The organism is Paenibacillus sp. FSL L8-0333 (assembly GCF_037965665.1).
GTDB classification, from domain to species: Bacteria; Bacillota; Bacilli; order Paenibacillales; family Paenibacillaceae; genus Paenibacillus_AQ; species Paenibacillus_AQ odorifer.
In genome coordinates this window covers 696,169-721,978 of the sequence record NZ_CP150186.1, presented here as the reverse complement: position 1 = coordinate 721,978, position 25,810 = coordinate 696,169, and the positions used below count along the sequence as shown (strand labels likewise).

At 47.5% G+C, this 25,810-nt stretch carries 21 protein-coding genes; 5 read left to right on the top strand and 16 right to left on the bottom strand.

Going from position 1 to position 25,810, the window contains the following annotated elements:
* Positions 1 to 62: 62 nt before the first annotated feature.
* The 3 genes from NYE72_RS03165 to NYE72_RS03155 form a co-directional block, all read right to left on the bottom strand.
* The gene (locus NYE72_RS03165; RefSeq protein ID WP_339211267.1) at positions 63 to 2,402 is read right to left on the bottom strand and encodes a transglutaminase domain-containing protein; all 2,340 of its coding nucleotides are present in this window, start codon (positions 2,400 to 2,402) and stop codon (positions 63 to 65) included.
* Positions 2,371 to 3,735, bottom strand: coding sequence for a DUF58 domain-containing protein (locus NYE72_RS03160; RefSeq protein ID WP_076316494.1), 1,365 nt, complete (start codon positions 3,733 to 3,735; stop codon positions 2,371 to 2,373). Before NYE72_RS03160 ends, NYE72_RS03165 begins: the two co-directional genes overlap by 32 nt.
* Positions 3,736 to 3,867: 132 nt before the next feature.
* Positions 3,868 to 5,241, bottom strand: a complete 1,374-nt coding sequence (locus NYE72_RS03155; RefSeq protein ID WP_036679871.1) for a polysaccharide deacetylase — start codon at positions 5,239 to 5,241, stop codon at positions 3,868 to 3,870.
* A gap of 107 nt (positions 5,242 to 5,348) precedes the next feature.
* Here NYE72_RS03155 and NYE72_RS03150 point away from each other — a divergent pair, with 107 nt between their 5' ends.
* Positions 5,349 to 6,017: a DedA family protein gene (locus tag NYE72_RS03150; RefSeq protein ID WP_036679870.1), complete on the top strand. Its 669-nt coding sequence runs from the start codon at positions 5,349 to 5,351 to the stop codon at positions 6,015 to 6,017.
* Between the two features lie 14 nt (positions 6,018 to 6,031).
* On the opposite strand, the gene NYE72_RS03145 is transcribed toward NYE72_RS03150, so the two are convergent.
* Positions 6,032 to 7,294 (bottom strand): MFS transporter, encoded by a 1,263-nt coding sequence (locus NYE72_RS03145; protein ID WP_036679869.1) that lies wholly within the window; start codon positions 7,292 to 7,294, stop codon positions 6,032 to 6,034.
* Between the two features lie 150 nt (positions 7,295 to 7,444).
* Here NYE72_RS03145 and NYE72_RS03140 point away from each other — a divergent pair, with 150 nt between their 5' ends.
* Both NYE72_RS03140 and NYE72_RS03135 read left to right on the top strand, forming a co-directional pair.
* Positions 7,445 to 8,386, top strand: a complete 942-nt coding sequence (locus tag NYE72_RS03140; RefSeq protein WP_036679868.1) for a YafY family protein — start codon at positions 7,445 to 7,447, stop codon at positions 8,384 to 8,386.
* Between the two features lie 95 nt (positions 8,387 to 8,481).
* Positions 8,482 to 8,787, top strand: coding sequence for a zinc ribbon domain-containing protein (locus NYE72_RS03135; RefSeq protein WP_051491091.1), 306 nt, complete (start codon positions 8,482 to 8,484; stop codon positions 8,785 to 8,787).
* An 86-nt stretch (positions 8,788 to 8,873) separates the two neighbouring features.
* On the opposite strand, the gene NYE72_RS03130 is transcribed toward NYE72_RS03135, so the two are convergent.
* From NYE72_RS03130 to bcp, 4 genes are all read right to left on the bottom strand, one after another.
* Positions 8,874 to 10,385: a DHA2 family efflux MFS transporter permease subunit gene (locus tag NYE72_RS03130; protein ID WP_036679866.1), complete on the bottom strand. Its 1,512-nt coding sequence runs from the start codon at positions 10,383 to 10,385 to the stop codon at positions 8,874 to 8,876.
* Between the two features lie 5 nt (positions 10,386 to 10,390).
* Positions 10,391 to 10,834: a MarR family transcriptional regulator gene (locus NYE72_RS03125; protein WP_036679864.1), complete on the bottom strand. Its 444-nt coding sequence runs from the start codon at positions 10,832 to 10,834 to the stop codon at positions 10,391 to 10,393.
* Positions 10,835 to 11,049: 215 nt separating this feature from the next.
* Positions 11,050 to 15,333 carry an acyl-CoA dehydratase activase-related protein gene (locus tag NYE72_RS03120; RefSeq protein ID WP_339212048.1) on the bottom strand — a complete coding sequence of 1,428 codons (4,284 nt, stop codon included), beginning with the start codon at positions 15,331 to 15,333 and terminating at the stop codon, positions 11,050 to 11,052.
* Positions 15,334 to 15,456: 123 nt separating this feature from the next.
* A complete protein-coding gene (bcp, locus tag NYE72_RS03115; protein ID WP_339211264.1) occupies positions 15,457 to 15,924 on the bottom strand; it encodes a thioredoxin-dependent thiol peroxidase in 468 nt (155 codons plus the stop codon).
* 105 nt (positions 15,925 to 16,029) lie between these two features.
* On the opposite strand from bcp, the gene NYE72_RS03110 reads away from it, so the two are divergent.
* Positions 16,030 to 17,076, top strand: a complete 1,047-nt coding sequence (locus tag NYE72_RS03110; protein WP_036679863.1) for an LCP family protein — start codon at positions 16,030 to 16,032, stop codon at positions 17,074 to 17,076.
* Positions 17,077 to 17,200: 124 nt separating this feature from the next.
* Positions 17,201 to 18,517 (top strand): glutamate-1-semialdehyde 2,1-aminomutase, encoded by a 1,317-nt coding sequence (locus NYE72_RS03105; protein ID WP_339211262.1) that lies wholly within the window; start codon positions 17,201 to 17,203, stop codon positions 18,515 to 18,517.
* 550 nt (positions 18,518 to 19,067) lie between these two features.
* Here the strand turns inward: NYE72_RS03105 and NYE72_RS03100 are convergent.
* The 8 genes from NYE72_RS03100 to NYE72_RS03065 form a co-directional block, all read right to left on the bottom strand.
* Positions 19,068 to 19,688, bottom strand: a complete 621-nt coding sequence (locus NYE72_RS03100; RefSeq protein ID WP_076148024.1) for a hypothetical protein — start codon at positions 19,686 to 19,688, stop codon at positions 19,068 to 19,070.
* 168 nt (positions 19,689 to 19,856) lie between these two features.
* Positions 19,857 to 20,408 (bottom strand): peptide deformylase, encoded by a 552-nt coding sequence (gene def, locus NYE72_RS03095; protein WP_036679906.1) that lies wholly within the window; start codon positions 20,406 to 20,408, stop codon positions 19,857 to 19,859.
* A gap of 101 nt (positions 20,409 to 20,509) precedes the next feature.
* Complete coding sequence (locus tag NYE72_RS03090; RefSeq protein ID WP_076106079.1) at positions 20,510 to 21,802, bottom strand: stalk domain-containing protein; 1,293 nt, start codon at positions 21,800 to 21,802, stop codon at positions 20,510 to 20,512.
* A gap of 106 nt (positions 21,803 to 21,908) precedes the next feature.
* Positions 21,909 to 22,166 carry a hypothetical protein gene (locus NYE72_RS03085; RefSeq protein WP_036679858.1) on the bottom strand — a complete coding sequence of 86 codons (258 nt, stop codon included), beginning with the start codon at positions 22,164 to 22,166 and terminating at the stop codon, positions 21,909 to 21,911.
* A gap of 15 nt (positions 22,167 to 22,181) precedes the next feature.
* The gene (locus tag NYE72_RS03080; protein ID WP_036679857.1) at positions 22,182 to 23,066 is read right to left on the bottom strand and encodes an inositol monophosphatase family protein; all 885 of its coding nucleotides are present in this window, start codon (positions 23,064 to 23,066) and stop codon (positions 22,182 to 22,184) included.
* A 268-nt stretch (positions 23,067 to 23,334) separates the two neighbouring features.
* Positions 23,335 to 24,342 carry a UV DNA damage repair endonuclease UvsE gene (uvsE, locus tag NYE72_RS03075; protein ID WP_036679855.1) on the bottom strand — a complete coding sequence of 336 codons (1,008 nt, stop codon included), beginning with the start codon at positions 24,340 to 24,342 and terminating at the stop codon, positions 23,335 to 23,337.
* Positions 24,339 to 24,656 carry a hypothetical protein gene (locus NYE72_RS03070; protein WP_036679853.1) on the bottom strand — a complete coding sequence of 106 codons (318 nt, stop codon included), beginning with the start codon at positions 24,654 to 24,656 and terminating at the stop codon, positions 24,339 to 24,341. The genes uvsE and NYE72_RS03070 overlap by 4 nt, the downstream gene beginning before the upstream one ends.
* Positions 24,657 to 24,700: 44 nt before the next feature.
* Entirely contained in the window at positions 24,701 to 25,792 is a 1,092-nt protein-coding gene (locus tag NYE72_RS03065) for a D-alanine--D-alanine ligase (RefSeq protein ID WP_038568619.1), read from the bottom strand.
* Positions 25,793 to 25,810: the final 18 nt, after the last annotated feature.

Sequence of the window (25,810 nt, the reverse complement as noted above, 5' to 3'; positions counted from 1 at the left end):
TCATGCAGAACCTTCCTTGCTATGGCATAAATTAGATAGCGGATCTAAGCGTTCTTGCCCGTTTATGTTAAACGGAAGGTAATGATCAGACATTCGCGAATAAACGCGTTCGCATCAGAAGCCGCAGGTTCGCCGCCAAGGTCGGGAGCGGATTTTAAGGAATTGCCGCGGGCAGAGATCACGGCTGTGGATGCCAAAGCTGGCGCGTACGCCAGGGTCTCCCACTGGCGGACGAACTGCCGGACGGCCACGTATAGTCCGGCATCGTAAATCCGCAGGGAGTCCACATACTCCCTGCCAGTAACGCCGGGCGGCGGCGGTCCAAACCGCTCCGCCAGCCCGTGCCAAGCCAGAGAGGCCGCGCGCAGCTGCCTCTCACGGCTCAAGCTGCTGCCGCGACACGCGGCCAGCAGCAGAGCCAGACTGCGCCGCCAGCGCCAAGCGGCGGCGGGAAGCAGCGCCGCGGCAGTCAGCGGCGCTGAAAAGGGTCCGCCCGCCAGCGGCAGGACGGGTAGTTCCGCGCTGCGCGTTGCTTGCGGCGCGAGCGCCGCTGCCGCAGGCCGTGCCGGCGCGGGGAATCCAGCCGCAAGCGCAGGCCCCGGCGTCGGATCGAAAGGAACCCAACCTGCGCCGGCAAAATAAACCTCTACCCAAGCATGCGCATCCCCTTGGGTGACTAAATACTTCGCCGGCATGGCTTCCTCCTGCTGGGTTCCAGGTCCGTACCCTTGAACATACCGCGCTGGAATGCCTGTGCTTCGCAGCAATACGGTCATCGCTGTTGCAAAATGCACACAATAACCTTGCTTGGTCTCAAACAGGAAATGATCCACAAAATCAGCGCCAGCTGGCGGAACCATGGTATCCAGCGTGTAAGAATACCCGTTTTGCAAATAATCCCGAATGGCGGTTGCGGAGTCATATCGGTTATCCGAGGAAGCTGTGAGCTTCTCTGCCAGAGCTTTCACTCGCTCAGGTAATAAATCAGACAGCTGCAAATATTTGTTCTTTATTTCTTGAGGATCAGCATCACCCAACCCGCGCAGCAGTACTGGATTACTCTCGGGAAGTATAGAATCAACTATATACTCAGTGATCCGAGTTGAACCCGCCGAATCTGGCAGACGAAAGGTATCCCTGTCCTTATTCGCCAGAACATAACCAAGCTGGCTGCCATTAGATAGTTGAACTGTCTCAACATCCGTTATGGTGCCCGCATTGAATACAGGAATTCCTCCGGAAGAAGGGCTGGCAAATTGTATCCGCTGTTGTAAAGTCCGTCCACCATTAGTAGTAGTTACCGTCGCCGGAATCTGAGGCAGGCTGGACAAGTTAAGCGGAGTAAATTCCTCACCACCTCTGATCCAACGGCGTCCGTCATAATAGGCAATGCTCTCCCCGCGCCAATAGGTACGCAGGCTGGTCAATGCTGTGAAGACTGGCTCGGTATTGCGTGACAATGGAGCACCCAGTTCTCCATCATTTGTACTATACCCTGTTGTTCCTGCAGGTATAGCCTCATTATCTTCCGGCATATGGCCCGAAGCCCATTCCTGCAGCTTTTCAAAGGTTGACTGGAGTGTAGTTTGGTTAGGCGGTCGTACTTCATATACCTGCCCACCGAACCATGCTGTCATCATTACGAATATGGCAGCCGCTAATGCCAAAACTCCCCATCGGGCATACGGCAGGTGAATGCTGCCCACCCGTTCCCGCAGACGGAGCAAACCACTCATTGCTTGCATCCATACAATAAGCCCCACTGATATTACAACATCCGTTGTCGTATTAACGCCAAAGCCAATATCCAGAACCAATAGATAAATGAGGGTCACCGCTGTAAACAGCAGCGTGCTTCCTCTGAAAAGTGCAAGCTGCTGCACCGAAGATACCAGCAGCCCCCAGCCAACAATCAAAATCAAAAGTCTGCTGATCTCGCTAAGCTGAGAAACATGCCCTGAAAAGAGCAAAATCAGATCATTTGGAATTTCTACTGCATAAATGCCCAACCATCCTGTCCCTACGCTCTCACTGCATAGATATAGCCAAGCCGTGCCGATCATCAAACATTGGATACTTAGCAATAGCCATCCGGGAATCTGAAGGATTCCCCACATCAACAGCACGGCAGCAGAAATCATCAGAATCTGCAGCAATCTAGCAGTATCTTCCAATGAAGTCGTTCTATATAAAGGGAGCAGCCATTCTAAAAACAGCCCCAAAATAGCCAAAGAGAACAGCATGCGATAATACAGAGGTATCTTTCTCTGTTTACCGGCATGACTGCTCTCTAGTTTTTCCAAATGGAGCTGCTTTGGTTCCTTCCCACTTTGCCCATTCATAGAGAAGCTTGTGTCACCCGGTATCCGCTTACCGTAGCGTTGGTTTTCCGGATGATTCATGGTACTCTACCTCCCTGAGCCTGTAAGCTGGCAATGCATCATCCAGACAAAACATCCGTGCTCCCAGACGACCCAGACTATCCCCAACCGTTCCCCGCACAGGCTGGCGGATCTCCTGCAGCGTTACCTCCGCAGGCACCGGAGCTGGCTGATCCCAAGCATAATAGAGCTCAACTTTTACACCTTGCACTAAGAATTTAGCGATAACCTTAGCGGATTGTTCCTCTAATCTTCCGGTCACTATAGCAACGGTCATTCCCGGAATCCAGCCTCTAGAAGCATCCTCCAACAGCTCGGACAGGGTTCTTGTTCCATTCGGAGAAATATCAGTTAGAATATCCAGCACTCTCCCTGGGATTTTGCCCAGTCCTTCATGCCTAGCCATTCCTTCTGGCCAGCCTCCGCTGAATAACTGGACATAAGCACCTGACTGCTCAGCAAAGAGCATCAGCCCCATCGCCGTTGACACCGCCTTCTCAAATACCGGTGGCTGCTCTTCCCGACTGCCACGAGGTGTAAGTGCATTGGCTGGAATCTCATAGCTTTTGGGATCATTAGCCAACACGATACAGCTCATTTCTGCCTTTTCACGCTCTGGAACTTTGCTCTGCAGATTCCCTAGCCGGGCACTGTTCTTCCAATGGATTCGGCTAAGTGGATCACCGGGCTCATATTCCCGCGATTCCATGGTCTCATCATTGCTGTTTCTTCCCCTTCTGGAATAGAGCGAATCACCGCTAATAAAGCCGCTGTCCGGTACTGCTCCGCCATAATATAGGGGGGCTGGCAGCACTTTAATGCTATGCTCTTCAGCAGGCTCAGATCGGCCTGTGAACCAGCCGGGCAAATCTCCCCAGGTTACTCTACAGCCCTGCAAATGATGATGTCCGCGTGGCATATTCTCAAGAATGTAGGTGTATTCAAAAGAGCGTCTGAATCCCGGAAACAGTAGCTTGTGATGTCCTCTGTCCCCCCAAAAATCAGCGATAGTCAGCCATGGCAGTGGAAGCCGGGAAGAGAAATTCACCCGCACCTTCACAAGCAGTGTATTTCCAGCTATCGGTCTTACAGGAGTGATTGTACGTTCAATCTTTATCGCCCGTGGACCTGAAAGTTGAACGATAAGTCCGCCAACCATGATAACGCCTACAGCGATCAGCAGAAATAAGAGTGATGCGCCTCCGCGCCATGCATATAAAACACCTATAATTCCAGCCACAGTCAGCACCCGCAACCATTCAGCCAATGCACTACGGCTACGCGGATAGGAGAAGCTTCTAACTCTTTCAGTCTTGTTATTTAATTTGTGCTCTACTTTTTTTGAAGAGGACAATGGAACGAACACCCTTCCTTTGGGTCTAGACTTGTTCCCAGCTGAGGAACTTATTACTATCTATTCTTCCCATGAAAAAGGGTGCCCAGACATTGTTTTTTTCTTTTAAAAAAACTGCCTGAGCGCTAAATCTCAGAAGGCTATTACCCGGCGCTCACCTTCCGTCACGCTTATATTTAAAGGAGGATGATCGGCTGTCTCCAGCAGCTCACGCAGCGATACCCAGATAGAACCGCCAATCATCTCCACACTGGCACCGTTTATCTTTTGAACATGATCAGGAAGATTTAAAAGGAGTTCCTTGTTCGCCACATCCGCGATGATATCTTTGCCGTTCCAGGCAATCCTTCCACTGCGACTGCCCGCATCCCAGCTAATCTGCCCTCCCAGCCGTTCGATCACAGCGCGAAGTGGCACCATATATTTTCCTTTTTGCAGAGTATATTCACCTGGCGCCAGCTTCGTCTCCAGCTTTCCAACCTCCAGCACCAGAGGTTTGCCGGGCGCAAACAGCTCTGCATTCGGTATGATATTCGAGGTGATCCAAGCTTCTGAAGGTTTCACTCTGCCCAAGCTATTGGCTTTTGAGGAGACTCTGAATTGTACAGGCTCCACCGTCTCATCTAAAAGGCCAAAGCTGTATCCAGCAGCCTTATAACGCGCAATAATATCAGGCAGTGCTTTAACACTCTCCTGATGGCCGCCGCCATCATGCAGCAGCAGAATAACCCGAGAGGACTTCAGATCCGCGGTTGACTCTTTTAAGATTTCTGACGCAGGTACCCCTTTGCGTTTGGAATCCCCGCTGTCCACCGTCCAATCCGTAACGATATAACCGGCTTGCTTCAACAAATTGAAGTAGGTATTATCAAAGTGATCAAAGGTTCCGCCCGGGGCGCGGATAAGTTGTGGGCGAACCCCTGTAATGCCCCGAATAATTTCTTCGGTCTTTTTAATCTGGCTCCAAAATTCAGTGAATCCACTATATAAATCATGGTAATTATGATTATAGGTATGATTGCCAATAGCATGTCCTTGTTCCCATATGGCATTAATTAGCTCTGGATGGCTTTTCGCTTGATTACCAAGGACAAAAAAGGTCGCCTTCACACCTTGCTGCTGTAAAATTTCAAGAACGTTGAAGGTATTGTCACTCGGTCCGTCGTCAAATGTAATATAGACTGTTTTTGAAGCTTTCTTTGCGGCTGTGATTGCCGAATATGTTGTTGACACCTTGGATACTTGTGCCGTACTGGAATTCAATTTAACTTCTGGAGAAGCAGTCACAATGGACTCTGCTTTAGGAGGAAATTCTTGCATCGCCACTAACGGGAGATTATTCTTAACAGAGACAGACTCCGCACTTGCGGACTGTAATGAACGATTCATCCAAGAATCTACACTCTCCCCTGCGTTCCATCCCAGCATTACGATGACGATTACAACCATAACAAGCAATCCGCGTATGAAGTTTCGGCGGCCGTGAGTGTTTTTGTTACCTTTCATCTTCTCTACCTCCAGCATTCTATTGGCTCAAAAGCCATTTGGTAGATTGTATGAAGACAAGCTTCAAAATAGAATAAGGCAACTGCCCCTTGGAGAGTGAGAATCTTATGGAAATGCTGAACTTTATACAAGAATTATTCAGCAAATATGGATATAGCGTATTGTTTTTTGGATTGCTGCTCGAATTCGTTGCCTTGCCGTTTCCCGGAGAAACTACCATGGCTTTTGCAGGTTTCCTTTCCTATACGGGAAGACTTGATTTCATAACGCTGATTCTAGTGGCGTTTGCAGGGACCACCGCCGGGATGACCCTCACCTATTTTGTCGGATTAAAAGCCGGAATGCCCTTCATCCAGCGATACGGCAAGTGGTTGCTGTTCTCCCCTGCCAAGCTGGATAAAACGCAAAAATGGTTCGAGAAATACGGCAGCATCCTTATTTCCATCGGATATTTTATTCCAGGCGTTCGTCACTTCACCGGCTATTTTGCTGGTATAGTTGCGCTGCCCTTCCGTAAATTCGCCCTCTACGCTTATAGTGGAGCATTATTCTGGGTAGTGCTGTTTCTTGGCATAGGACGGGTATTTGGTCCGCAGTGGATGGGTATTTTCCATTTATTCGAGTTATATGCACTATGGATTATCTCCGGCTGTGTAGCTATAGCTGCCCTTGTAATCCTGTATCGTTACCGCAAAAAGATAAGCATCCGCCTGTTCCCGCGCAAAGCTGCCATAAAGCTACAGACTCAGGTCAAAAAAACTTCCAAGGGACGGTGAAGCCACCGCCCTTTTTAAGTACGTTTTTTCTTGCTGCGTACCCCCGCATATCCTGCAAGCAAAAGCGCAACTGCGGCAAATCCCGCTCCCCCAGCAAACCCTACCATTCTTGGTTCCACCCCTTCTAATAGCCACCCGGCGAACAGCATAGATAACCCCAGCAGCGTATTTCCTACTGCAGACAGAAGTCCAAACATAAAGGACTGCATAGCAGATGGCGTTTCCCGCATAACAAGCGTATCCAGACAGGCATTCCCCGTCCCCCCGGCAAATGACAGCAGAATATATAACATAAATGCTGCCGCAAAATGATTGCTGACACTGATGCCCATCAATAATACACCTTCAAGTAAAAGCCCTCCGATGGCTACAATCAGCAGTCCCTTTTTTAAATAACGTGAGATAAAAAAACTAAGGCTAAGACCGACACCAAGCGCCGCATAAAATGCCCCTACTCCAATATCGCCCGTGTGAAATACCTGTATCGCATATACACTGATCAGTACATTATCCAGACCATTTAACAACGGCACCAACAGCTCATAACCGAAAATGACCTGCAGCGTTAGGCTCCCGCCAATTACCATTCCCAGAGCACGCAGCCGACCGTATTTTGCTTCTTCAGCAGATTTTTCTAAGTCCCCCTCAGGAGAATATGTAGCCTTCTTAGCCACCGTCGCCATTTCCGTATGTTGTGGAAAATCGATACCGTAAATTAACATCGCCGCAATCAAAAAAGACACTGCATTCATAATGAACGCTGCCTCCGAACCAAACCACATCGACACCACCCCTCCACTGAACGCCCCAAGGATCAGCACGCAGCCGCTCATTAACTGCTCTAGTCCGTTGACGGTCAGCAGAGAATCTTTGGTGACGAGCAAAGGGATAGTGGACTTACGAACAGGGCTGTAAATGGCTTCGCCCGCTGCCAGCAAAAAACTTGCCATATATAACAACCACAGGTTCTCCTCCCCATCCACCCATAAAAAGGCTAAGGCTACTGGGACCCTCAGCATATCTGTAGCTATCATGATATATTTGAGTGGAATTTTACTGCCAAGTATGCCTCCAAGCGGGGCCAGAAATAAATAAGGAAGCAGTCTCACACCTAACGAAATCCCCACCGCCATGCCTGATCCCGTCAACTGCAGAACCAGCGCCAGTACTGCAACGCTAGTAAAACGATCACCAATTCCATTGATCAAGCCGGCTGTGAACAATCGTGAATATCCCTTATGACTCCTAAACATCGCAACAGCTGAGTGATTATTCATAAAATAAACCTCATTTCATCTATTTATACATATATCTAATTAGATATTAATCGAATCATTTATTTATGACAATGCTTTATTTTCAAGGATTTGCTAAGATGAAATACAGCATTACTTCACGGAAATCTCCGGGAAAGAAGGAATTGTCTTTTGAAAATAGATCGATTGCTCTCTATCGTTATCCTGCTAATGAACCGCCGCCTAATTCAGGCGAAGGAGCTAGCCGATATGTTCGAGGTATCTGTGCGCACGATTTATCGTGATATTGAAAGCATTAATGGAGCCGGAATTCCTATCGTCACCTATCAGGGAGCTAACGGTGGGATCGGGCTTATGGAAGGATACCGGCTGGACCGCAATGTCTTGACGGATCGTGAGCTAGCGGATATTTTCACGGCTCTGCAGAGCGTCTCGTCTTATGGAGGAAATGAACATACGCTGCTCATGGAAAAGATCAGCAGCGTAATCCCGCCCTCCCAATCCGCCGCCTTCCGCAGCAAAACGACTCAGCTCATCATCGACTTCTCCCCATGGGGTCTTCAACGTATTTTGGAAGAGAAGCTTGCCACTCTAAAAGAAGCACTTGAGGAAAGCGTGACCGTAAACTTTGATTATGTAGATGCTGCGGGTCAGACAAGCCAGCGTTCGGTAGAGCCCTATACTTTAGTGCTGAAGGGGCAAGCCTGGTACTTATATGGATTTTGTCTGAATCGTCAGGATTTCCGTCTATTTAAGCTGTTGCGCATGAAAGAGCTCGTTAAGAATACCCAAGTTTTTATTGCAAAAGATGTAGATGCAAGCGAGCTGCCTTGGAGCAACGAGTATCAGAGATCAACCGTAACAACAGCAACACCCATCGTTTTGCAGTTTAAGGCTGAAAGCAAACATCTAGCGGAAGAGCGGTTTGATTCTACCGAGCTACTGCCCGACGGTAATGGAGGTTACAAGGTTACCATCAACTATCCTGAGGATGGATGGCTATATGGTTTCCTGCTAAGCTTCGGGATGCATGTAGAGGTCTTAGAGCCACCGCATATTCGGCAAAAGCTGGGGCAGCTTGCAGCAGGCATAGCAGCAAAATATACAACCTAACAATAAACCTGACGGAATGCCGTCAGGTTTATTGTTCTATACTGAACTTAAAGCGGGCGCTCGAGAGCTTGCATACCTTTAAAGGAGTGTTAAATATGGGACATGAACATGTAGAGCAAGGAGATCTTAAAATTTGTCAAAGCTGTGGGATGCCAATGCCTACGGCGGAATTGCTTGGAACGGACCAGGATGGCAACAAGATCGAAGATTACTGCGTGTACTGCTATGAGAATGGTGCATTCAAACAGCCTAACATCACGTTGCAAGAAATGGCTGACATTTGTACAGGCTATATGGTCGAAGAAGGAATGGACGAGAATGTTGCCCGTAAACTTCTCGCGGAGCAGCTGCCACATCTGAAACGTTGGAGCGATCCTGCAGCTGTGTCTCCAGCTAACTAATAGCAGCACAACAAAAAGAAGCGCCCTACGGAACCATAACGGTTCGTAGGACGCTCTTTTTCTTCATTCTTTTTTTGCCCAGCTTTTTATTGATTGTCCTGCTGTGGCTGCACCTCTTCCGTCTTCAGGAAGTCTGGCTGCGGTGAAGTCTTTTTAATAAAGAAAGCCAATACCAAAGCAATTACAGTGATCCAGGTAGCAATGTTAAAGGCATGCGTAACCCCGCTAATTGTAGCCTCTTGCGTAAGCTTAAGCATGGCTGCTTTATCGTTTAACGAAACCGTTCCGCTCATAAGCGTATCAGTGATTGTGCTCTTCGTCTTATTGGTCATTAGACTGACGAACAACGCCATTCCCAGCGCGCCCCCGACCGTCCGCAACGTATTCGACATTGCTGTACCATGCGAGCTTAAACGCTGTGGCAGCTGGTTAAGTCCAGCCGTTACAATCGGCATCGATAACATCGACATGCCTAACATCCGAACCGTGTAAGTAATAATCATATGCGTATACGTCGTACTGTCTGTAAGCTGGCTGAATTGCCAAGTCGTAATTACTGTAATAATCAGGCCTACCACAGACAGCCATCTTGCCCCGATTTTATCAAATATAATCCCCGTGATTGGAGACATAATTCCCATTAGAATGGCTCCCGGCAACAGCATAAGACCGGACTCCATTGGTGTAAAACCACGGATCGTCTGCAAATAAATCGGCAGCAAAATCATACCCGAATATAAAGCCATCGTAATGATGATATTGATTAATGTAGTGAGTGAATACATATTGTATCTGAAAATCCGGAACTCAAGCAGTGGTGTCTCAGCCTTAAGCTCTCTCCATACGAATAAAGCCAGTGCAATCACACCCACAATGAGGCAGGTGATGACTGTTGCACTTCCCCAACCATCGGTTCCAGCATCACTGAAGCCGTACAACAATCCCCCAAAACCAATGGTAGACAGGATAACACCCGTTTTATCCAGCTTCGGAGAGGTTGTTTGCCCTACATTTTGCATTGTTTTCATACCTAGCAAGGTAGAAAGAATGGCCAGCGGAAGAACGATAAAGAACAATACGCGCCAAGAATAGTTCTGAACTACCCAGCCTGACAACGTTGGACCTACAGCTGGAGCAAAAATCATGGCTACCGCCATTAGCCCCATCGCTTTCCCCCGCTCTTCAATTGGGAAGATACGAAGAAACACAATATTCATTAACGGCATCAAAATCCCTGCGCCAACCGCCTGTATGACTCTGCCGACCATGATCATTTCAAAGCCTGTTCCGATTCCACAGACAAGTGTGCCTAACGAAAAAAGTGACATCGCGGTGATGAATAGCTGGCGGGTCGTAAACTTTTCCACCAGAAATGCACTAATCGGTATCAGCACACCGTTCACGAGCATAAATCCCGTTGTTAGCCACTGTGCCGTATTCGTAGCGATTTTTAGATCGTCCATTATGCTCGGCAATGCCACATTAAGAAGTGTTTGGTTCAAAAGTGCGACAAACGCACCTATTAAGAGCGCTGCAATAATCGGTCCTCTACGTATTCCCTTAGTTGCCGCTGCAGCGTTACCTGTAATTGTACTCATAAATTCTATTTGTCTCTCCCCTGCTCTAAGATCTGAATGATTTCGTTATGAATCCTAAGTAATTCACCTGCATCCTTGGCAGGTATATTGGATAGTGGAAGTAAGTGTCTTCTGAGCGATTGTTTACTTCTTTCCCTGATCTCTCTGCCCTTTTCAGTAATCGCCAAGTTGTATATACGCCGATCTACCTCAGAGCGCTGTCTTGTGATCAAATCGGCTTTCACCATCCGGTCCACTACGCCGCTCGCTGCACTGTTCCCCAAATGTAATAGCTCGGCAAGATCTGTAATGCCAATATCGGGATTTGCAGATATTTTGCGGAGAACCATTAACTGTGTTGGTGTGATGTCCAGCTCTTCGGCATCCTTCCACAGCAACTGCTGGAATGCATGGCTAATCCGGCGAAAAGAGGAGAAAATATCATCTAATTGCTGCTCCTTATCTTCCAAATCTTCACCTCCAAAGAATTAATTAGTTAGATCATCTAATAGTTCGCATGCGTACTATTTTACACCTTAACTAAATTTCGGTCAATAATTTGCTGTAACTTTCTGAAAGGTAATTTTATATTGCAGGAAAAACATGAAAATCATACATAAGTGCACAAAGCATAAAAAAGCGAACCAAGGTAGATCCTTGGTCCGCTTTTTCGTCTGAACAATGCTCAGGTTAAGCTGTATGAACTTTCAGGTAAAGTCTGCTGCTGAGGCTTATCCGGCAGTTTTAAATTAGATGGCTTAGTCTCTTCCTGGCTGCTGGCAATTGACATCATCAGCTTGATCCGATTCGCTTGGTTGACTACGCTGACTCCAGCATCATAGTCAATCGCCACGATATTTGCACCCGGATATAATTCCTTAAGACCTTTAATCATCCCACGCCCGGTGATATGGTTGGGCAGGCACGCGAACGGTTGAATACAGGCGATGTTGTTCACTCCATTATCCAACAAATCCATCATTTCTGCGGTTAAAAACCAGCCCTCACCCATCTGATTTCCTACGGACACCAGTCGGCTGGCCTTCTCGGCAAGACCATAAATATTCTCCCGTCCTTTAGCTAACCCCGCATCCTCAAGGGCAACCTTAATCGGCTTACGGTAAATTTCCAGATAAGAGATCAGCATGGGATTGATATAGCCGAGCCGTTTGCTTTTGCCGAATTGCTCAGCTTTGTAGATCGGATTATATACACAATAGAAAATGAAATCCAGGAAGTCCGGCATTACCGCCTCCCCGCCCTCTGCCTCGATCATCTCTATAATGCGGTTATTGGCATCCGGATGGAATTTGATCAGGATCTCACCGACAATGCCCACTCTTGGTTTAGCAATACCCGTAACGGGCAGCTTGCAGAACTCTGCAACAATCTCACGAATCAGGCGTTTGTATTCTCGGAATGAAAAGTTGGATAAGCTTGCCTTGCAACGCTCCATCCCTTTGCGGAATAGAACTTCCGCACTTCCTGGAACAACCTCATGCGGCCTAAAGTGATTTAACATCCGCATCATAAGATCACCATAACAAGCGGCAGCTATCAACCGATTCGCCAGCTTAAGACTGATGCGGAAACCCGGCTGATTCTCCATCCCCGAAGCATTAAGTGAAATCACCGGAATTTGTTCAAGGTCTGAATCCTTTAAGGCTTTGCGGAGCAAAGAAATATAATTCGTAGCCCGGCAGCCGCCACCCGTTTGTGACATAATCACAGCAGTACGATCCGGATCATATTCCCCACTCTTCAGCGCCGACAGAATCTGGCCAATCGTCACAATTGCCGGATAACACGCATCATTATTAACATATCTCAGACCTTCTTCTGTCTCTTCGGGTCCGGTAGTTTCAAGTATCTTCAGACGGTACCCGGCATCGCGAAAAACCTGCTCAAACAATTCAAAATGAATAGGCGACATCTGTGGTGCAAGGATGGTATAGGTCTCTTTCATTTCCTTCGTAAATAACACATTAGCCTGCACTTTTGGCGGCTTTTGCGGCACTACCTTACCTTTTTCACGCTCACGCATTGCCGCCAGCAATGAACGAAGCCGAATGCGCGCTGCACCAAGATTGCTGATCTCATCGATTTTGATCAATGTATATACCTTGTTATGTCTTTCCATAATATCCTGTACGGCATCACAAGTGATCGCATCGATCCCACAGCCGAAGGAAGTCAATTGAACAAGCTCCAGATCCGAGCGGACTGCAGCAAGGCGGGCTGCACGGTACATCCGGGCATGGTAGGTCCACTGATTCACAACAGCCACATCTCCTTCGCTGTGGTCCAGATGGCAGACAGAATCTTCTGTCAGCACGGCGAGTCCCATCCCGGTTATCATATCCGCTATCCCGTGATTAATCTCAGGATCGGCATGATAAGGGTGCCCGCAGAGCAGGATTCCTTTGGTTCCAGTATCAGCTAGATACACAAGGGTCTCCTCACCTTTAGTACGCACATCACTTTTGGCGTTATCAGCCTCTGTAAGTCCCGCCTGCACCGCGGACGTAATCTCATCTCGCGGAATGCTGGTAAATGTCTTCACCAGTCCTTTGGTCAGCGCAGAAATATCATCAAAGGTCAGGAATGGACTGACAAGCTTGATTCCATTGTCCTTTAACCCATCCATATTGTTGCGAATGACTTCGGGGTACGAGGCGACCACTGGACAATTGAAGTGATTATCCGCGGCTTCATCTTCTTTTTTCTCATACACCACCGCTGGATAAAAAATAAAATCGACACCTTTACCGATCAGGCTTTGCACATGTCCATGTGCCATCTTCGCAGGATAACATATCGATTCTGAAGGAATTGTATCCATTCCGCTTTCGAAAAGCTTCTTGCTGGATTTAGGGGAGAGAATCACCCGATAGCCAAGTTTGGTGAAAAAGGTGTGCCAGAACGGGTAATTCTCAAACATATTCATGGTACGCGGAATCCCGACGGTCCCCCGCCATGCCCCTGTTTCCGGTAAACTCTCGTACTCAAAAAACCGTTCATATTTATACTGCATCAGATTCGGCAGGACATTTTTCTCTTTTTTGACTCCTGCGCCACGTTCGCAGCGATTGCCGGTCACATAAAAGCTCTTATCCGGAAAACGACTGATCGTCAGCGCACAGTTATTCCCACAGCGGCCACAGCGGCCTGAAGAAACCTCATATTTAAAGCTGGCAAGCTCCTCTGGTCCAAGCAGCGTACTGGATCCGTTAACCCCGGCTTGCTCACGCGCAATCAGTGCACAGCCGTAAGCCCCCATTACGCCAGCTATATCCGGTCTAATCACCGTTCGCCCCGTCAAGGACTCAAAGGCACGCAATACAGCTTCATTATAGAAGGTACCGCCCTGAACGATGATATTTCGCCCTAAGTCCTCCGGATTGCGGATTTTAATTACCTTTTGCAGAGCATTCTTGATCACAGAGTAGGCAAGACCCGCCGATAAATCCGCTAATGACGCGCCCTCCTTCTGAACCTGCTTAACCTTAGAGTTCATAAATACCGTGCAGCGCGAGCCCAAATTAACAGGCTGAGTCGCTTCGAGTGCAGTCTTAGCAAATTCCTCGATGCCAAGTCCCAGGGCAGAGGCAAAGCTCTCCAGAAAAGAGCCACACCCCGCTGAACAGGCTTCATTGAGCATAAGGCTGTCGATAGCACCGCCACGGATCTTAATGCACTTCATGTCCTGACCACCGATATCCAGTATGAAATCTACTTCTGGCATGAACTTGGAAGCTGCCTTGTAGTGTGCAACAGTCTCTACTTCTCCGCCATCCGTCCGCAGAGCGGCCTTGATTAACCCCTCACCGTACCCTGTCACATATGAGCCTGCAATGTGGCAGCCTTCAGGCAGAACCCGGTAGATCTCCTTCAGTGCATCGCTGACCGAATGCAGCGGGTTACCTTTGTTGCTGCCATAAAAGGTATAGAGAATTTCGTCAGCCGAACCGGTTAACACGAGTTTAGTTGTGGTTGAGCCGGCATCAATCCCTAGATAACAAGGTCCACGATATAAAGCTAAATCTGATCTCGCTGCAGAGGCTTTGCCGTGACGAAGCCGAAATTGCGCAAGCTCAGCGGCATTCTCAAAAAGCGGCGGCAATTCAGCATCCGCAGCTCGATCCGCAGTAAAATCAACCGCCGCAATTCGCGTGATCCAGCTTGAAAGTGGCAACACGACTGGATCAGCTTCGGAGAGTGCAGCTCCAATCGCCACGAAATACTGTGAGCGTTCCGGGAACAGGATATCCTCCTCCGCCAGCTCCAGCGTTTCCGCAAAATGCTGCCGCAAGGCAGGCAGGAAGGTCAGCGGGCCGCCAAGAAAAGCCACCCGTCCACGAATCGGACGTCCACAAGCAAGACCGCTAATCGTCTGATTAACGATACTCTGGAAGATCGAAGCCGCCACATCCTCCCGGCGTGCTCCTTCATTAAGCAGCGGCTGTACATCGCTTTTGGCAAATACACCACAGCGTGAAGCTATGGGATAGATTCGCTCATGCTTCTCCGCCAAAACATTTAAGCCTGCCGGATCGGTCTGCAGCAGCGCTGCCATCTGATCGATGAACGCTCCCGTTCCGCCCGCGCAGGCTGTATTCATACGCTGCTCAATGCCGCCCCGAAGATATATTATCTTAGCGTCCTCTCCACCCAGTTCAATCGCCGTGTCGCATTCCGGGATCAGCGCACTGATCGCCTTCGTGCAGGCAATCACCTCCTGAATAAAGGGAACTCCACCTAATTTGGATAATGACAAGCCCGAGGAACCGCTTACAGTAAGCCTAGCTCCCCTCTCTGGAAATCTGTCGCGTACATCAGACAGAAGAGAGAGGGCCGCTTTTTTAATATCGCTATAATGTCTTACATAGTCTTGATAAACAATGATGTCCCGCTCTATGACAACTAATTTAGCAGTAGTTGATCCGATATCAAGCCCAATATGCAGCATTATCACTCCACCACCTCTTCTTGCTCCAAATTTGAAGCAATTATGAGGAAACTATATCATGACAACACCTTATATAAGCTGTTAAAAATGTAATAGACATCTATAAAAAGTAATTAGTAAAATTTATGATTTGCTTATTCCTGCTATCGTGTTTGCGACATGCCCTTTTACCCGTACCTTCCGCCATTCTTCCACTAATATCCCCTGCTCATCAATCAGAAAAGTAGATCGCACAATCCCCATAAACTCTTTGCCGTAAAGTTTCTTAAGCTGCCATACGCCGAACATTTCACTTACCTTATGATCCTCATCAGACAGCAGTGGAAAGGGCAGACTATGCTTCTCTGTAAATTTAGCGTGTGATGTCAAAGAGTCCGGACTAATGCCCAGAACAACCGCACCCACCGCCGTGATTTGATCAAAAGCGTCACGGAATTCGCAGGCCTCCTGCGTGCAGGCTGGTGTCATATTTTTAGGATAAAAATATAAGATGACCTTTCGGCCCAAGTAATCACTCAAACTAACCTCATGCCCATTGGAAGAGGGAAGGGTGAAATTGGGTACTTTTTGTCCAATAGCTACTTCGTTCAAGATAGATCCACTCCTTCTTAAGATTGGGGAATTATTCCTAAATTGCACGTATCCCCAAAAGAAATTATAATGTAGTCAACGTGAATGCGAAAGGAAGAACGAGAAATGCCACCTAGAAAGAAAAGGCACGCAAAGACTGGTAAGTCAAAAAAGAAACCGCTGCTTTGGACGCTGGCCATTATACTCCTCCTTATTATCGGTGGGGCCATTTTCTACATTACAACCATTTACAATGAGCTTGGTAGCATGTCGAATACTGAAGATTCACCTTTTCAAAATGCAGAGACCGTTGATGTTGACACCCCTGAGCCTCCTAAATGGGAAGGTACAGAGCCGGTCAATATCCTATTAATGGGTGTGGATGCCCGAGGTGTGAAGAAAGGGGAAATCCCCCGTTCAGATACAATGCTCGTCGCTTCTCTTGACCCTGTGAAGAAGAAAATCAGTGTATTTTCAATACTGAGAGATACGTACGTTCCGATTCCGGATCATGGCGAGAAGCGTATTAATACAGCGATTATTTATGGACCTAATACTGCGATGCAGACCGTCAGCGATCTGCTCGGTATCCCAATTCAATATTATGTCTACACGGACTTCCAAGGATTCATCAAGCTGGTTGATGCCGTTGGGGGTGTGGATTATGAAGTCGAAAAAGATATGGTCTACAAAACCGTTGCAGACGGTCCGGAATATGATATTGATCTGAAAAAAGGATACCAGCATCTTGACGGCAACATGGCGCTACAATATGTTCGCTTTCGGCATGACGCTACCTCCGATTTCACTCGAACCGAGCGCCAACGCGGTTTTCTCAAGGCTGTGGCTGATAAGCTGATCAGCACCACCTCCATCGTCAAGCTGCCAAATATCCTGTCGCAGGTTACGCCTTATATTGAAACCAATATGTCAGTTAATGATATGTGGAAGCTGGCAAGCGTAGGGTATAATAGCAGTATGGGTGGCAGCGAGCAAATTCCGCCAATGGATCTGCTCACCGAGGAAACTACAAGTGACGGATCACAGGTTATTGGAATTCGTAGCGAAAAGAAGCTAAAAGAATTTATACAGGATACCCTAAATGGTCCTGAGCCAACACCAACCCCTACATCGGAGAACACCTCCAATAGCAGTTCTGGCGGGACCAATTAAGGGCCTGACAAGCAAAGTTCACATGTACACAAAGCAGTGACTTGGTATAATACGGGCGGACAACGGAAAACACCGTTGTTCGCCCGTTCCCTTGAGCACCAACAATCGAAAGGATGATCACATTATGAATCGTTCCACATCTGAACAACTTTATCACGAAGCCCTCCAGCATATCGTTGGAGGTGTAAATAGCCCTTCCCGCTCCTTCAAAGCCGTTGGCGGCGGAGCACCCGTATTTATGAAACGCGCCAGTGGATCTCACTTCTGGGATGAAGACGGCAATGAATATATCGATTATCTCCAAGCCTATGGACCGATCATTACCGGCCATGCCCACCCTCATATTACCAAAGCAATTACTACAGCAGCAGAAAATGGTGTTCTTTACGGAACCCCAACCCAGCTCGAAATCAAACTTGCTAAAATGCTAAAAGAAGCCATTCCATCTATGGATAAAGTACGTTTCGTCAATTCCGGAACCGAAGCGGTTATGACAACGATTCGTGTAGCCCGTGCCTATACAAAACGCAGCAAAATCGTAAAATTCGCCGGCTGTTACCACGGCCACTCCGATCTGGTGCTCGTAGCAGCAGGATCCGGACCTTCTACACTTGGCATTCCAGACAGTGCCGGTGTTCCAAGCAGTATCGCCCAGGAAGTAATCACCGTTCCTTTTAATGATCTGGACAGCCTGAAAGAGGCGCTGGAGAAATGGGGCGAAGATGTCGCAGCTGTTATGGTTGAACCGATTGTAGGAAATTTCGGCATGGTGATGCCTAAGCCTGGTTTCCTCGAAGGACTTTGCAAGCTGGCTCACGATAATGGCTCCCTTGTTATTTATGACGAAGTCATTACTGCCTTCCGCTTCCACTATGGTTCTACACAAACCTATGCAGGGCTGGATAACCATGAGGACATCACTCCTGACCTTACTGCACTTGGCAAAATCATCGGTGGCGGCCTGCCTATCGGCGCTTACGGCGGCCGCAAGCATATTATGGAACAGGTAGCTCCACTTGGACCGGCATATCAAGCCGGCACAATGGCAGGCAATCCTGCGTCTATCTCTGCAGGGATTGCTTGTTTAGAGGTTCTGAGTGCAGAGGGTGTATACGAAGAAATGGATCGGCTTGCAATCCGGCTTGCCGATGGACTTCAAGCATCTGCCGACCGTCATGGCATTCCACTGACAATCAACCGCATCCGTGGTTCGTTTTCCACTCATTTCTGTAACCATCCGGTTACGAATTATGACGAGGCTCAGGATACAGACGGCGAATTGTTCGCCAGCTTCTTCCTTCATATGCTGAATCGTGGCATTAACCTTGCCCCTTCGAAATACGAAGCTTGGTTCCTGACCACAGCACATACTGATGCAGATATCGATGCTACACTTATCGCAGCTGAAGAATCCTTCCGCGCTATGGCGGCTGAGAAATAAGATTGTTTTGAAACGCAGTGCTCTATAAGCTAAAAAAGCTGAATAGATTAAGGGGCTGTCCCAGTCCCATAAACCGCAAATGTTAAAAGAGCAGCGTTTCTCCTGTATTGAGGATCGCTGCTCTGCATTTTTACTCATCCACGGTCTGCATCTGTAGCTTGTGGCAAGCTTAAGCCAGCCGATCTCAAGCGTCAATTTCTATATGCTGCGTAACAGGTATCGCCGGACCTTCTCTGTGTTAAGTACAAGGGTTAGGGAGCTTCGATAGATAATTAGGGAAGTTGTACCATAAATTCAGGGATTTCAGGTCATTAAACTAATAATTGGGGAAATCCTCCCTATAATTTAGCTAATTTAGTGGAAAATAAAGAACTTACCCCGTTTTTTAGGGAGAAAATCCCTAATTCTGTTCATTTACAGAGAATATAGGTTATTTTCAGGGAGTTTTTCCCTAATAACTCTGTAGCTCACACCGCAAAAAGCTCAAATACACTTTATCTACGGATTTCATCCGCTAACAGCGTTTAGAAGTCCAAATATTCTACTGCTCTCATGTAAAATCCACCTGCTTGTCCAACGTAATCTCAGTCATTAATGGTCTTAACATTTGCTCGCTCCCGGGTACCAGCGAAAACTCTACACCCTCCAGATGCTCCGGCAGCGTTGGGGCGACCAAGAATTGCATTTGTGTATGCGCTCCACCTCCATGACCACCATGCGGCTGCACTTCATATTCATTCTCACCCGCCACTTCAAGCGTTAAAGCCGTTCGAAGATGAATATGTCCTACAGCTTCTTTTAAATATTTGATTTCCACAGTAACTATGCTGAAGGCTTCATACTGCATAGCATGCGTAAGTATATATTCACATTCTTCAACGACCGTCCGCTTTACAATCGGAAGCACTCCCAGCAATAAACCAGGCTCTTCCCAATATTGTCTTCTGGGTACAGTTTCATTCATAAGGTGCAAATGCTGCACAATCTGAGTAGTGTTCATCTCGAATCTAGTTACCCATTCCTCAAGTAGCTTACTATCAGGGGATAATCGTTTCTTGCCTGTTATAGCTTTACGTTCCTGAATCAGACTCAAAATCTGCTCATCAATCTTTTTAACATCATCATTATATTCGTTGGCGAATCCTCTAATTGGCATTCTGCTCCAGTTCATTTAACGCCCTCCTCTTATTACTAATTTAAATCCATTAATTGTAAGGGTACATCCTTTCGATTGATTTGTAAAATATTTGAAATATCATAATCTTGCCGATAGGTAAAAAAAAGCGACCATCAGCTTTACGCTGTAAGGTCGCCCGCTTTTTAATTTGGAGTTACTCTCCTACTCATATAAGTTCCGGATCTCCACACCCTGAGGCAGCTTAAACGGATTCTCCTTGTTAATTCGGTCATAGAACATAATCCCATCGAGATGGTCTATTTCATGCTGGATGATGATAGCTTGGTAGCCCTTAAATTTAAGGACAACCTCCTTGCCTTCCAGATCATAACCCTTCACCTTCACGGTTTCATACCGAGGTACAAAGCCATGCACGGGACGATCAACGGACAGACAGCCCTCGCTTTCTGGTAAGTACACCATAGACAAGGAGTGGCTTATGATCTTAGGATTAACCCAAGCATGCTCTACAGCGCGCCCTCTCTCGTCTGTAAGATACATCGCGAACATACGCTTCTCCAGTCCGATTTGATTCGCCGACAGACCTACGCCAGAGCGCAGCTTATATTCTTCGGAAATCTCCGGGTCCTGACTGTTCTTCAGAAATTGAAGCATACATTGCAAAGCCTCACGATCTTCCGCCTGTAATGGAAGCTCCACTGGTTGTGCTACGGTACGAAGTACGGGATGACCCTCCCGCACTATATCATCCATGGTGATGATATATTCAGCATTATATTTTGAACTAGACAATATTCCATCCACCTTTTCCTTACGGGCTTAATTTAATTTCTTATGATGTATAGTATGCAGCTTTATGGATTTATGAAAGCAGTTCGCAGTTTGCTGCTGTAATTAACATCGAATCCAAGTCCTGTCGCCAAAGCGGCAAGGGGTAAGTAGGTTTTGTCCTCCTTACCTACCTTTTGCAGAAAAGCTGGAGTATCAATAGCCACGTTCTCTCCATTCACCTTAATAAATTTCGAGCCAATGGTGATCACAACGGTTCTTCCGCCATACACGATGGTAGCGCTGGAGGTTTTGTTATCCCACTTCCCGCTTGCGCCCACGGCATTTAGAATATCTTTCAGCGCCAAAAAATTCTGCCCATTTTTAAGGATAGGCTTATTGGGTGTATTCAACTCCACGCCCTTCACTACAATCGACATCGGTACCGATGCAGTAGCCATTGTAGCTACAGTAGGAACACGATACTCTCCCCATTGTAACTCCGCGAAAACCTTAGCAATAGTCTCATATCCAAGCTGCGTTGGGTGAAAATCAGTTTGCCCTGCTCCAATAATATGTGTCAGCGAGCCTTCTACCCCGGCAAACTTTGCCGCAACATGAGCTACAAGCACCTTCGCTCCCTCTTGATTTACGCTTGCAGCTACACTATCCGCTGCTTCCGTAAATTTGCCCGCTGCCGTCATTAGTCTGTTGTACATTTGACCAAGCGCGACCTTAGGGGCAGGTTGATATTGATCGGCCAGTATAATCGTCGCTTGCGGACTTACCGCACGAATATTCTCCAGCACTGCCTTCACATTTGTTTGATAATCCGCTAACCGCTGGTCCAGCTGTGTTTGGAAATCCGCATCCGTCAGCTCCTTGAACTGCAAGAACAGACTGCTTACATCATTCCCACCAATCGTAATGGTAATCAGATCAGCTTCCTTAAGCTCTGCTGCGATCTGCGGAGTTAGCTTCACGAACTGCTCTATTCGTGGATCTGGGAGACCTGCCTGAACTCCTTCAGCAGTAATCACTGAACCATCCTTGATTGCTCCTGTGTAATTACGTAATCCGGCCGTAGTCAGGCCTAGGATACCATAATTAGTAAGTGCACTTCTGCCATGATACCAGCCCTGCTCAAGCAATCTCTCCGCATAGCCGTATGGCTTGGTATTCACGTCCGTCATTCCTGGCTCGTAGCCAGCAGTAATGGAATCACCTAGAGCTACGATGCGAAAGACATCCTGCCCAGAGTCTTGTATTGCAGTCGTGTCAGCCGCATTTGCCGTGCCTGCTCCTACGCTAATCAGCGCAGATAACAAAAGCAGGCTGCTTATGCCAGCTGCCCAAATTTTTTTCCAATTGCCTAGCATCGTATCCCTCCCAAATTGTTCTAATTCCATTCTACCATCCCAGGGTAGCAACGCAAAAGAGCGGCCTCCTATATTCAGGAAACCGCCCCTCGCAAATCACTGGCTATTATTTGTCTGAATCTTCATCTGACTCTAACTTCTGCCCTGCACGCTCCAGATATTTATCATACCGGTCATCCAGCTCATATCCAATCTTACGATAACGCAATGTTTCTTCCACAATAGGATCGAGCGTAGTCTGAATACGAATTTCATATTTAGGTGAGATTTCCCGGATTTCTTTAGCCGTACGATCGCCTTGTTCCATCTCACCATCTACCAACATTTCGCTCAGCTTGCGTTCCAAATCATCCTTCTCACTCATGCTGTATCGTCCTCCCTAAAGCTTATATCCTGTTGCTTCAGCATTCTTCAGTGACGAAACCAAATATTCGTGAATGTGGCCATTACTTGCTACTACATGGCGTGTACCAATATCATATGAACGTCCTAGGGTATCCGTAATCTTGCCTCCTGATTCAAGTACAAGCAGTACTCCTGCTGCACAATCCCAAGGGCTTAAGCCCACTTCCCAATAGCCATCTACCCGGCCTGCCGCCACATAAGCTAAATGTAGAGCAGCCGCGCCTCCGGCACGAATACCACGAATCTGCGGAAGAATACTTTGCAGTCCGGCCATATTCACAGGTTGTGCAAACTCACGATCCGGCGGAAAGCCCATAGCGATCAGGCTGTCCCCAAAATCAGTCTCCGTAGAAACCGAGGTAGGAACACCGTGCATGTAAGCTCCCTTTCCTTTTTCAGCGACGAACATTTCATCACGAGTCGGATCATAAATAACGCCTACTGTTAGTTCACCGCGAATCACCAATGCTATGGAGACACAGTAAAAAGGAAATCCGTGTACGAAATTAGTCGTACCATCTACAGGATCTACAATCCACAAATATTCATGCTCACGAGCTTCTTCCAATGCAGCGGTAGCCGCTGCTGCTCCCGGGGAAACCCCTTCTTCCCCGAGAATGGCATGGTCGGGAAAATGTGTCAGGATCAGCCTGCGAATCATTTGCTCAACGCCTTTATCAACTTCCGTAACCAGATCTTGTGCTGAAGTCTTTGTATTCAGCTCCTTCACGAGACCCTGTCTGCTCTTTATCCATTCTCCTGCTTTGGCAGCCGCATTAATGGCCACCGCCGTATGTCCCTTGCTTGTTACTACATAGGGTTCACGTTCATTCTTACCCTCTGGATTTAAAGGACTCATATCTTCACTCCACTTTCTTGAACATAATCGCCAATGGCTTTAATTCTAAAGCAATCCTATTCACAATACCGTGCAATACGTCAAAACGTTCCCCAAGTTCCCAAACTTCCGCCAAAAGAGGACCCAATTCTCACCTGCGAGCATAAATGCCCTAGGTCCATATAAAGACGATAAGCGATTAAAGTTTCATTCAACGTACCCTATTTCAAGTTACATATCAAGTCATGATAGGACCCGTATTCGGGACCTATCTCCTTATTTTCATTGTTTAAGGTTCAATATTCACGCTTGCCCCATTTAATAAGGAAATTCCGTTACCAGCCTCAGCCAGCTCCTTCATAGCCTCCATCAATCCAAATAACGCGCCATCTTTTAGTTTCGCCTCAATCATAACATCGACAGCAGGCGTATCTGCGGCAATACGTTTCAGAAAAGCCAGCAAAGGCGCAGGTTCCACGCCATCCGCATGGCTGCGCGGATCAGACGGGCTGCGCGGACTGGATACATGAATCTTAGGCGGCAAAAGCTCTCCAGAAGGAACGTCCTTCTGTGCTAGCTCGCTTCGCCATGTCTGCAAAATGTCAGGCCACAGCTCCCAAGGGAGCTCTCCTTCATTATTCACCCATTGGTGGTGAATATCCAGCACCATCGGTAATCCTACGCTCTGACTGACTGCCAGTGTCTCCGGAGCTGTAAATGTCTTATCGTCATTCTCCAGCGTTATACGCTCCTGCAGCGCTGCCGGCAGCGCGCGGAAATGCTCCTCGAATCGCTTCGCCGCTACAGGCTTGTCCCCATAAGCTCCGCCAATATGGATATTGTTCTTCGCCATGGCAGGAAGCCCCATAGCAACCAGCATGTCCACATGGTACTGCAAATCCCGTACGGAGTTTATCAGCACCTCCGGACGGGGTGTACTAAGTACTGTAAAGTGATCTGGATGAAAAGAAACACGCAGCCCGTGCTTTTTCACATATTGGCCCACTTCCGCAAATTCCTCGGCGAGCGCCGCAAACGGATTCCAGTCCTGCAAATCCGGATGCGTCGCCAGAGGAATGATTTTGGAAGTGAGGCGGTACACCATGATGTCCGAGGCCACATTATGCTTCATCAACCGCAGTGTATTATGCAGATTCATTCTAGCGATGTTCTCCAAACGCCGAAGTGCCGCTTCACGGTCATCCAGCTTCTTAAAAGAGGCCATCGTCATTGTCTTAGATGGGGAGCAGTCTTTGATAACGGTGGACATCGCTACATATCCGAAGCGGACAATCATCCCTGTGCTCCAAAAAACATTTCCTCAGCCAAAGCCGTCTGCACTCTGGACTCTTCTTCATTCAGCTTACGCACAAGCTCCATCTCTACCGCGGTAACCTCATGTCCTTGAAAATTAATCTCTGCAATCGAGGCTGAAATTTTGACAATGGCTACAGCTACGTTCTCAGGGGTGTAAGCAATAACCTTCTGACCTGTTGGATACACACGAAAGCCTTGTTTCACCATTTTGGTGCGCCCATATTCCAGCAGCTCGTACAGCTCTTGTTCACTCTTGAATTTGCAGACGGAGTTGAATTCTGTTTGAAAACCCATGTTCTTCTCTCCTTCCAGTCGGGATATTCCCGCTATAGCTTCTATTACTCATTGTCGTACTTAAGACCTTGTTTAAAATTATAGCGCTCCAAGGCTAACTCAATCATTCGGTCTAACAGAGCTCTATAAGATACACCCGTCTCACGCCACAATAGCGGATACATGCTGTAAGGAGTGAAACCAGGCATCGTGTTCAGTTCGTTAATTAGAATTTTACCATCCGATTTTCGCAAGAAGAAGTCTGCCCGGGTAATTCCACTGCCCTCAATCGCTCGAAAAGCAACTATCGCGGACTCCCGCAAACGATCGGCCACTTCAGAATCCACTGGTGCAGGAATCATCATTTGCGATTTGCCGTCCGTATATTTGGCTGCGTAATCATAATATTCACCAGAAGAAACGATTTCACCCGGAACAGAGGCTTCTGGTTCATCATTTCCAAGCACGCCAACCTCTACCTCACGCGCATCCACAAACTCCTCAATAATAACTTTGGTGTCATAACGGAAAGCAAAATCAATTGCTTTTACAAGACTATCCTTATCAGCAGCCTTAGAAATACCTACACTTGAGCCTAGATTGGCAGGCTTCACGAATACCGGATATCCCAGTTTATCCTCTACACCAACAATCAACTCATGACGTTTTCTTTTCCAAGCGCTGATGTTGAAATAACAATACTCGCATTGATCCAGGCCGGCATCAGCGAACAGCTTCTTCATGACAACCTTATCCATACCTGCCGAAGAGGCAAGAACACCAGCACCGATGTAAGGAATATTCGCCATTTCGAACAACCCTTGAATCGTTCCGTCCTCACCATACGTGCCGTGCAGCAGCGGGAACATTACGTCCACTGTTTTGTCCGCACCGGATAACCCACTAAATACCACGTTCAGGGCTGTGCCCATATCTTCGGTCGCTTCTGCAAGCTTGAGCTGCTCCACTTGGCTGTAAGGCGCTGATAACTTCTCTCCAACCTTCCACAATCCCTGTTTTGAAATGTAAAAAGGTATAATCTCATATTTATCATAATCAAATGAGTTCATCACGGCAAAAGCCGTCTGTAGCGATACCTCATGTTCTCCTGATTTGCCCCCGTACACCAGCCCTACGGTTAGTTTTGCGTTCCCCATTCCCTTAACCTCTTTCTG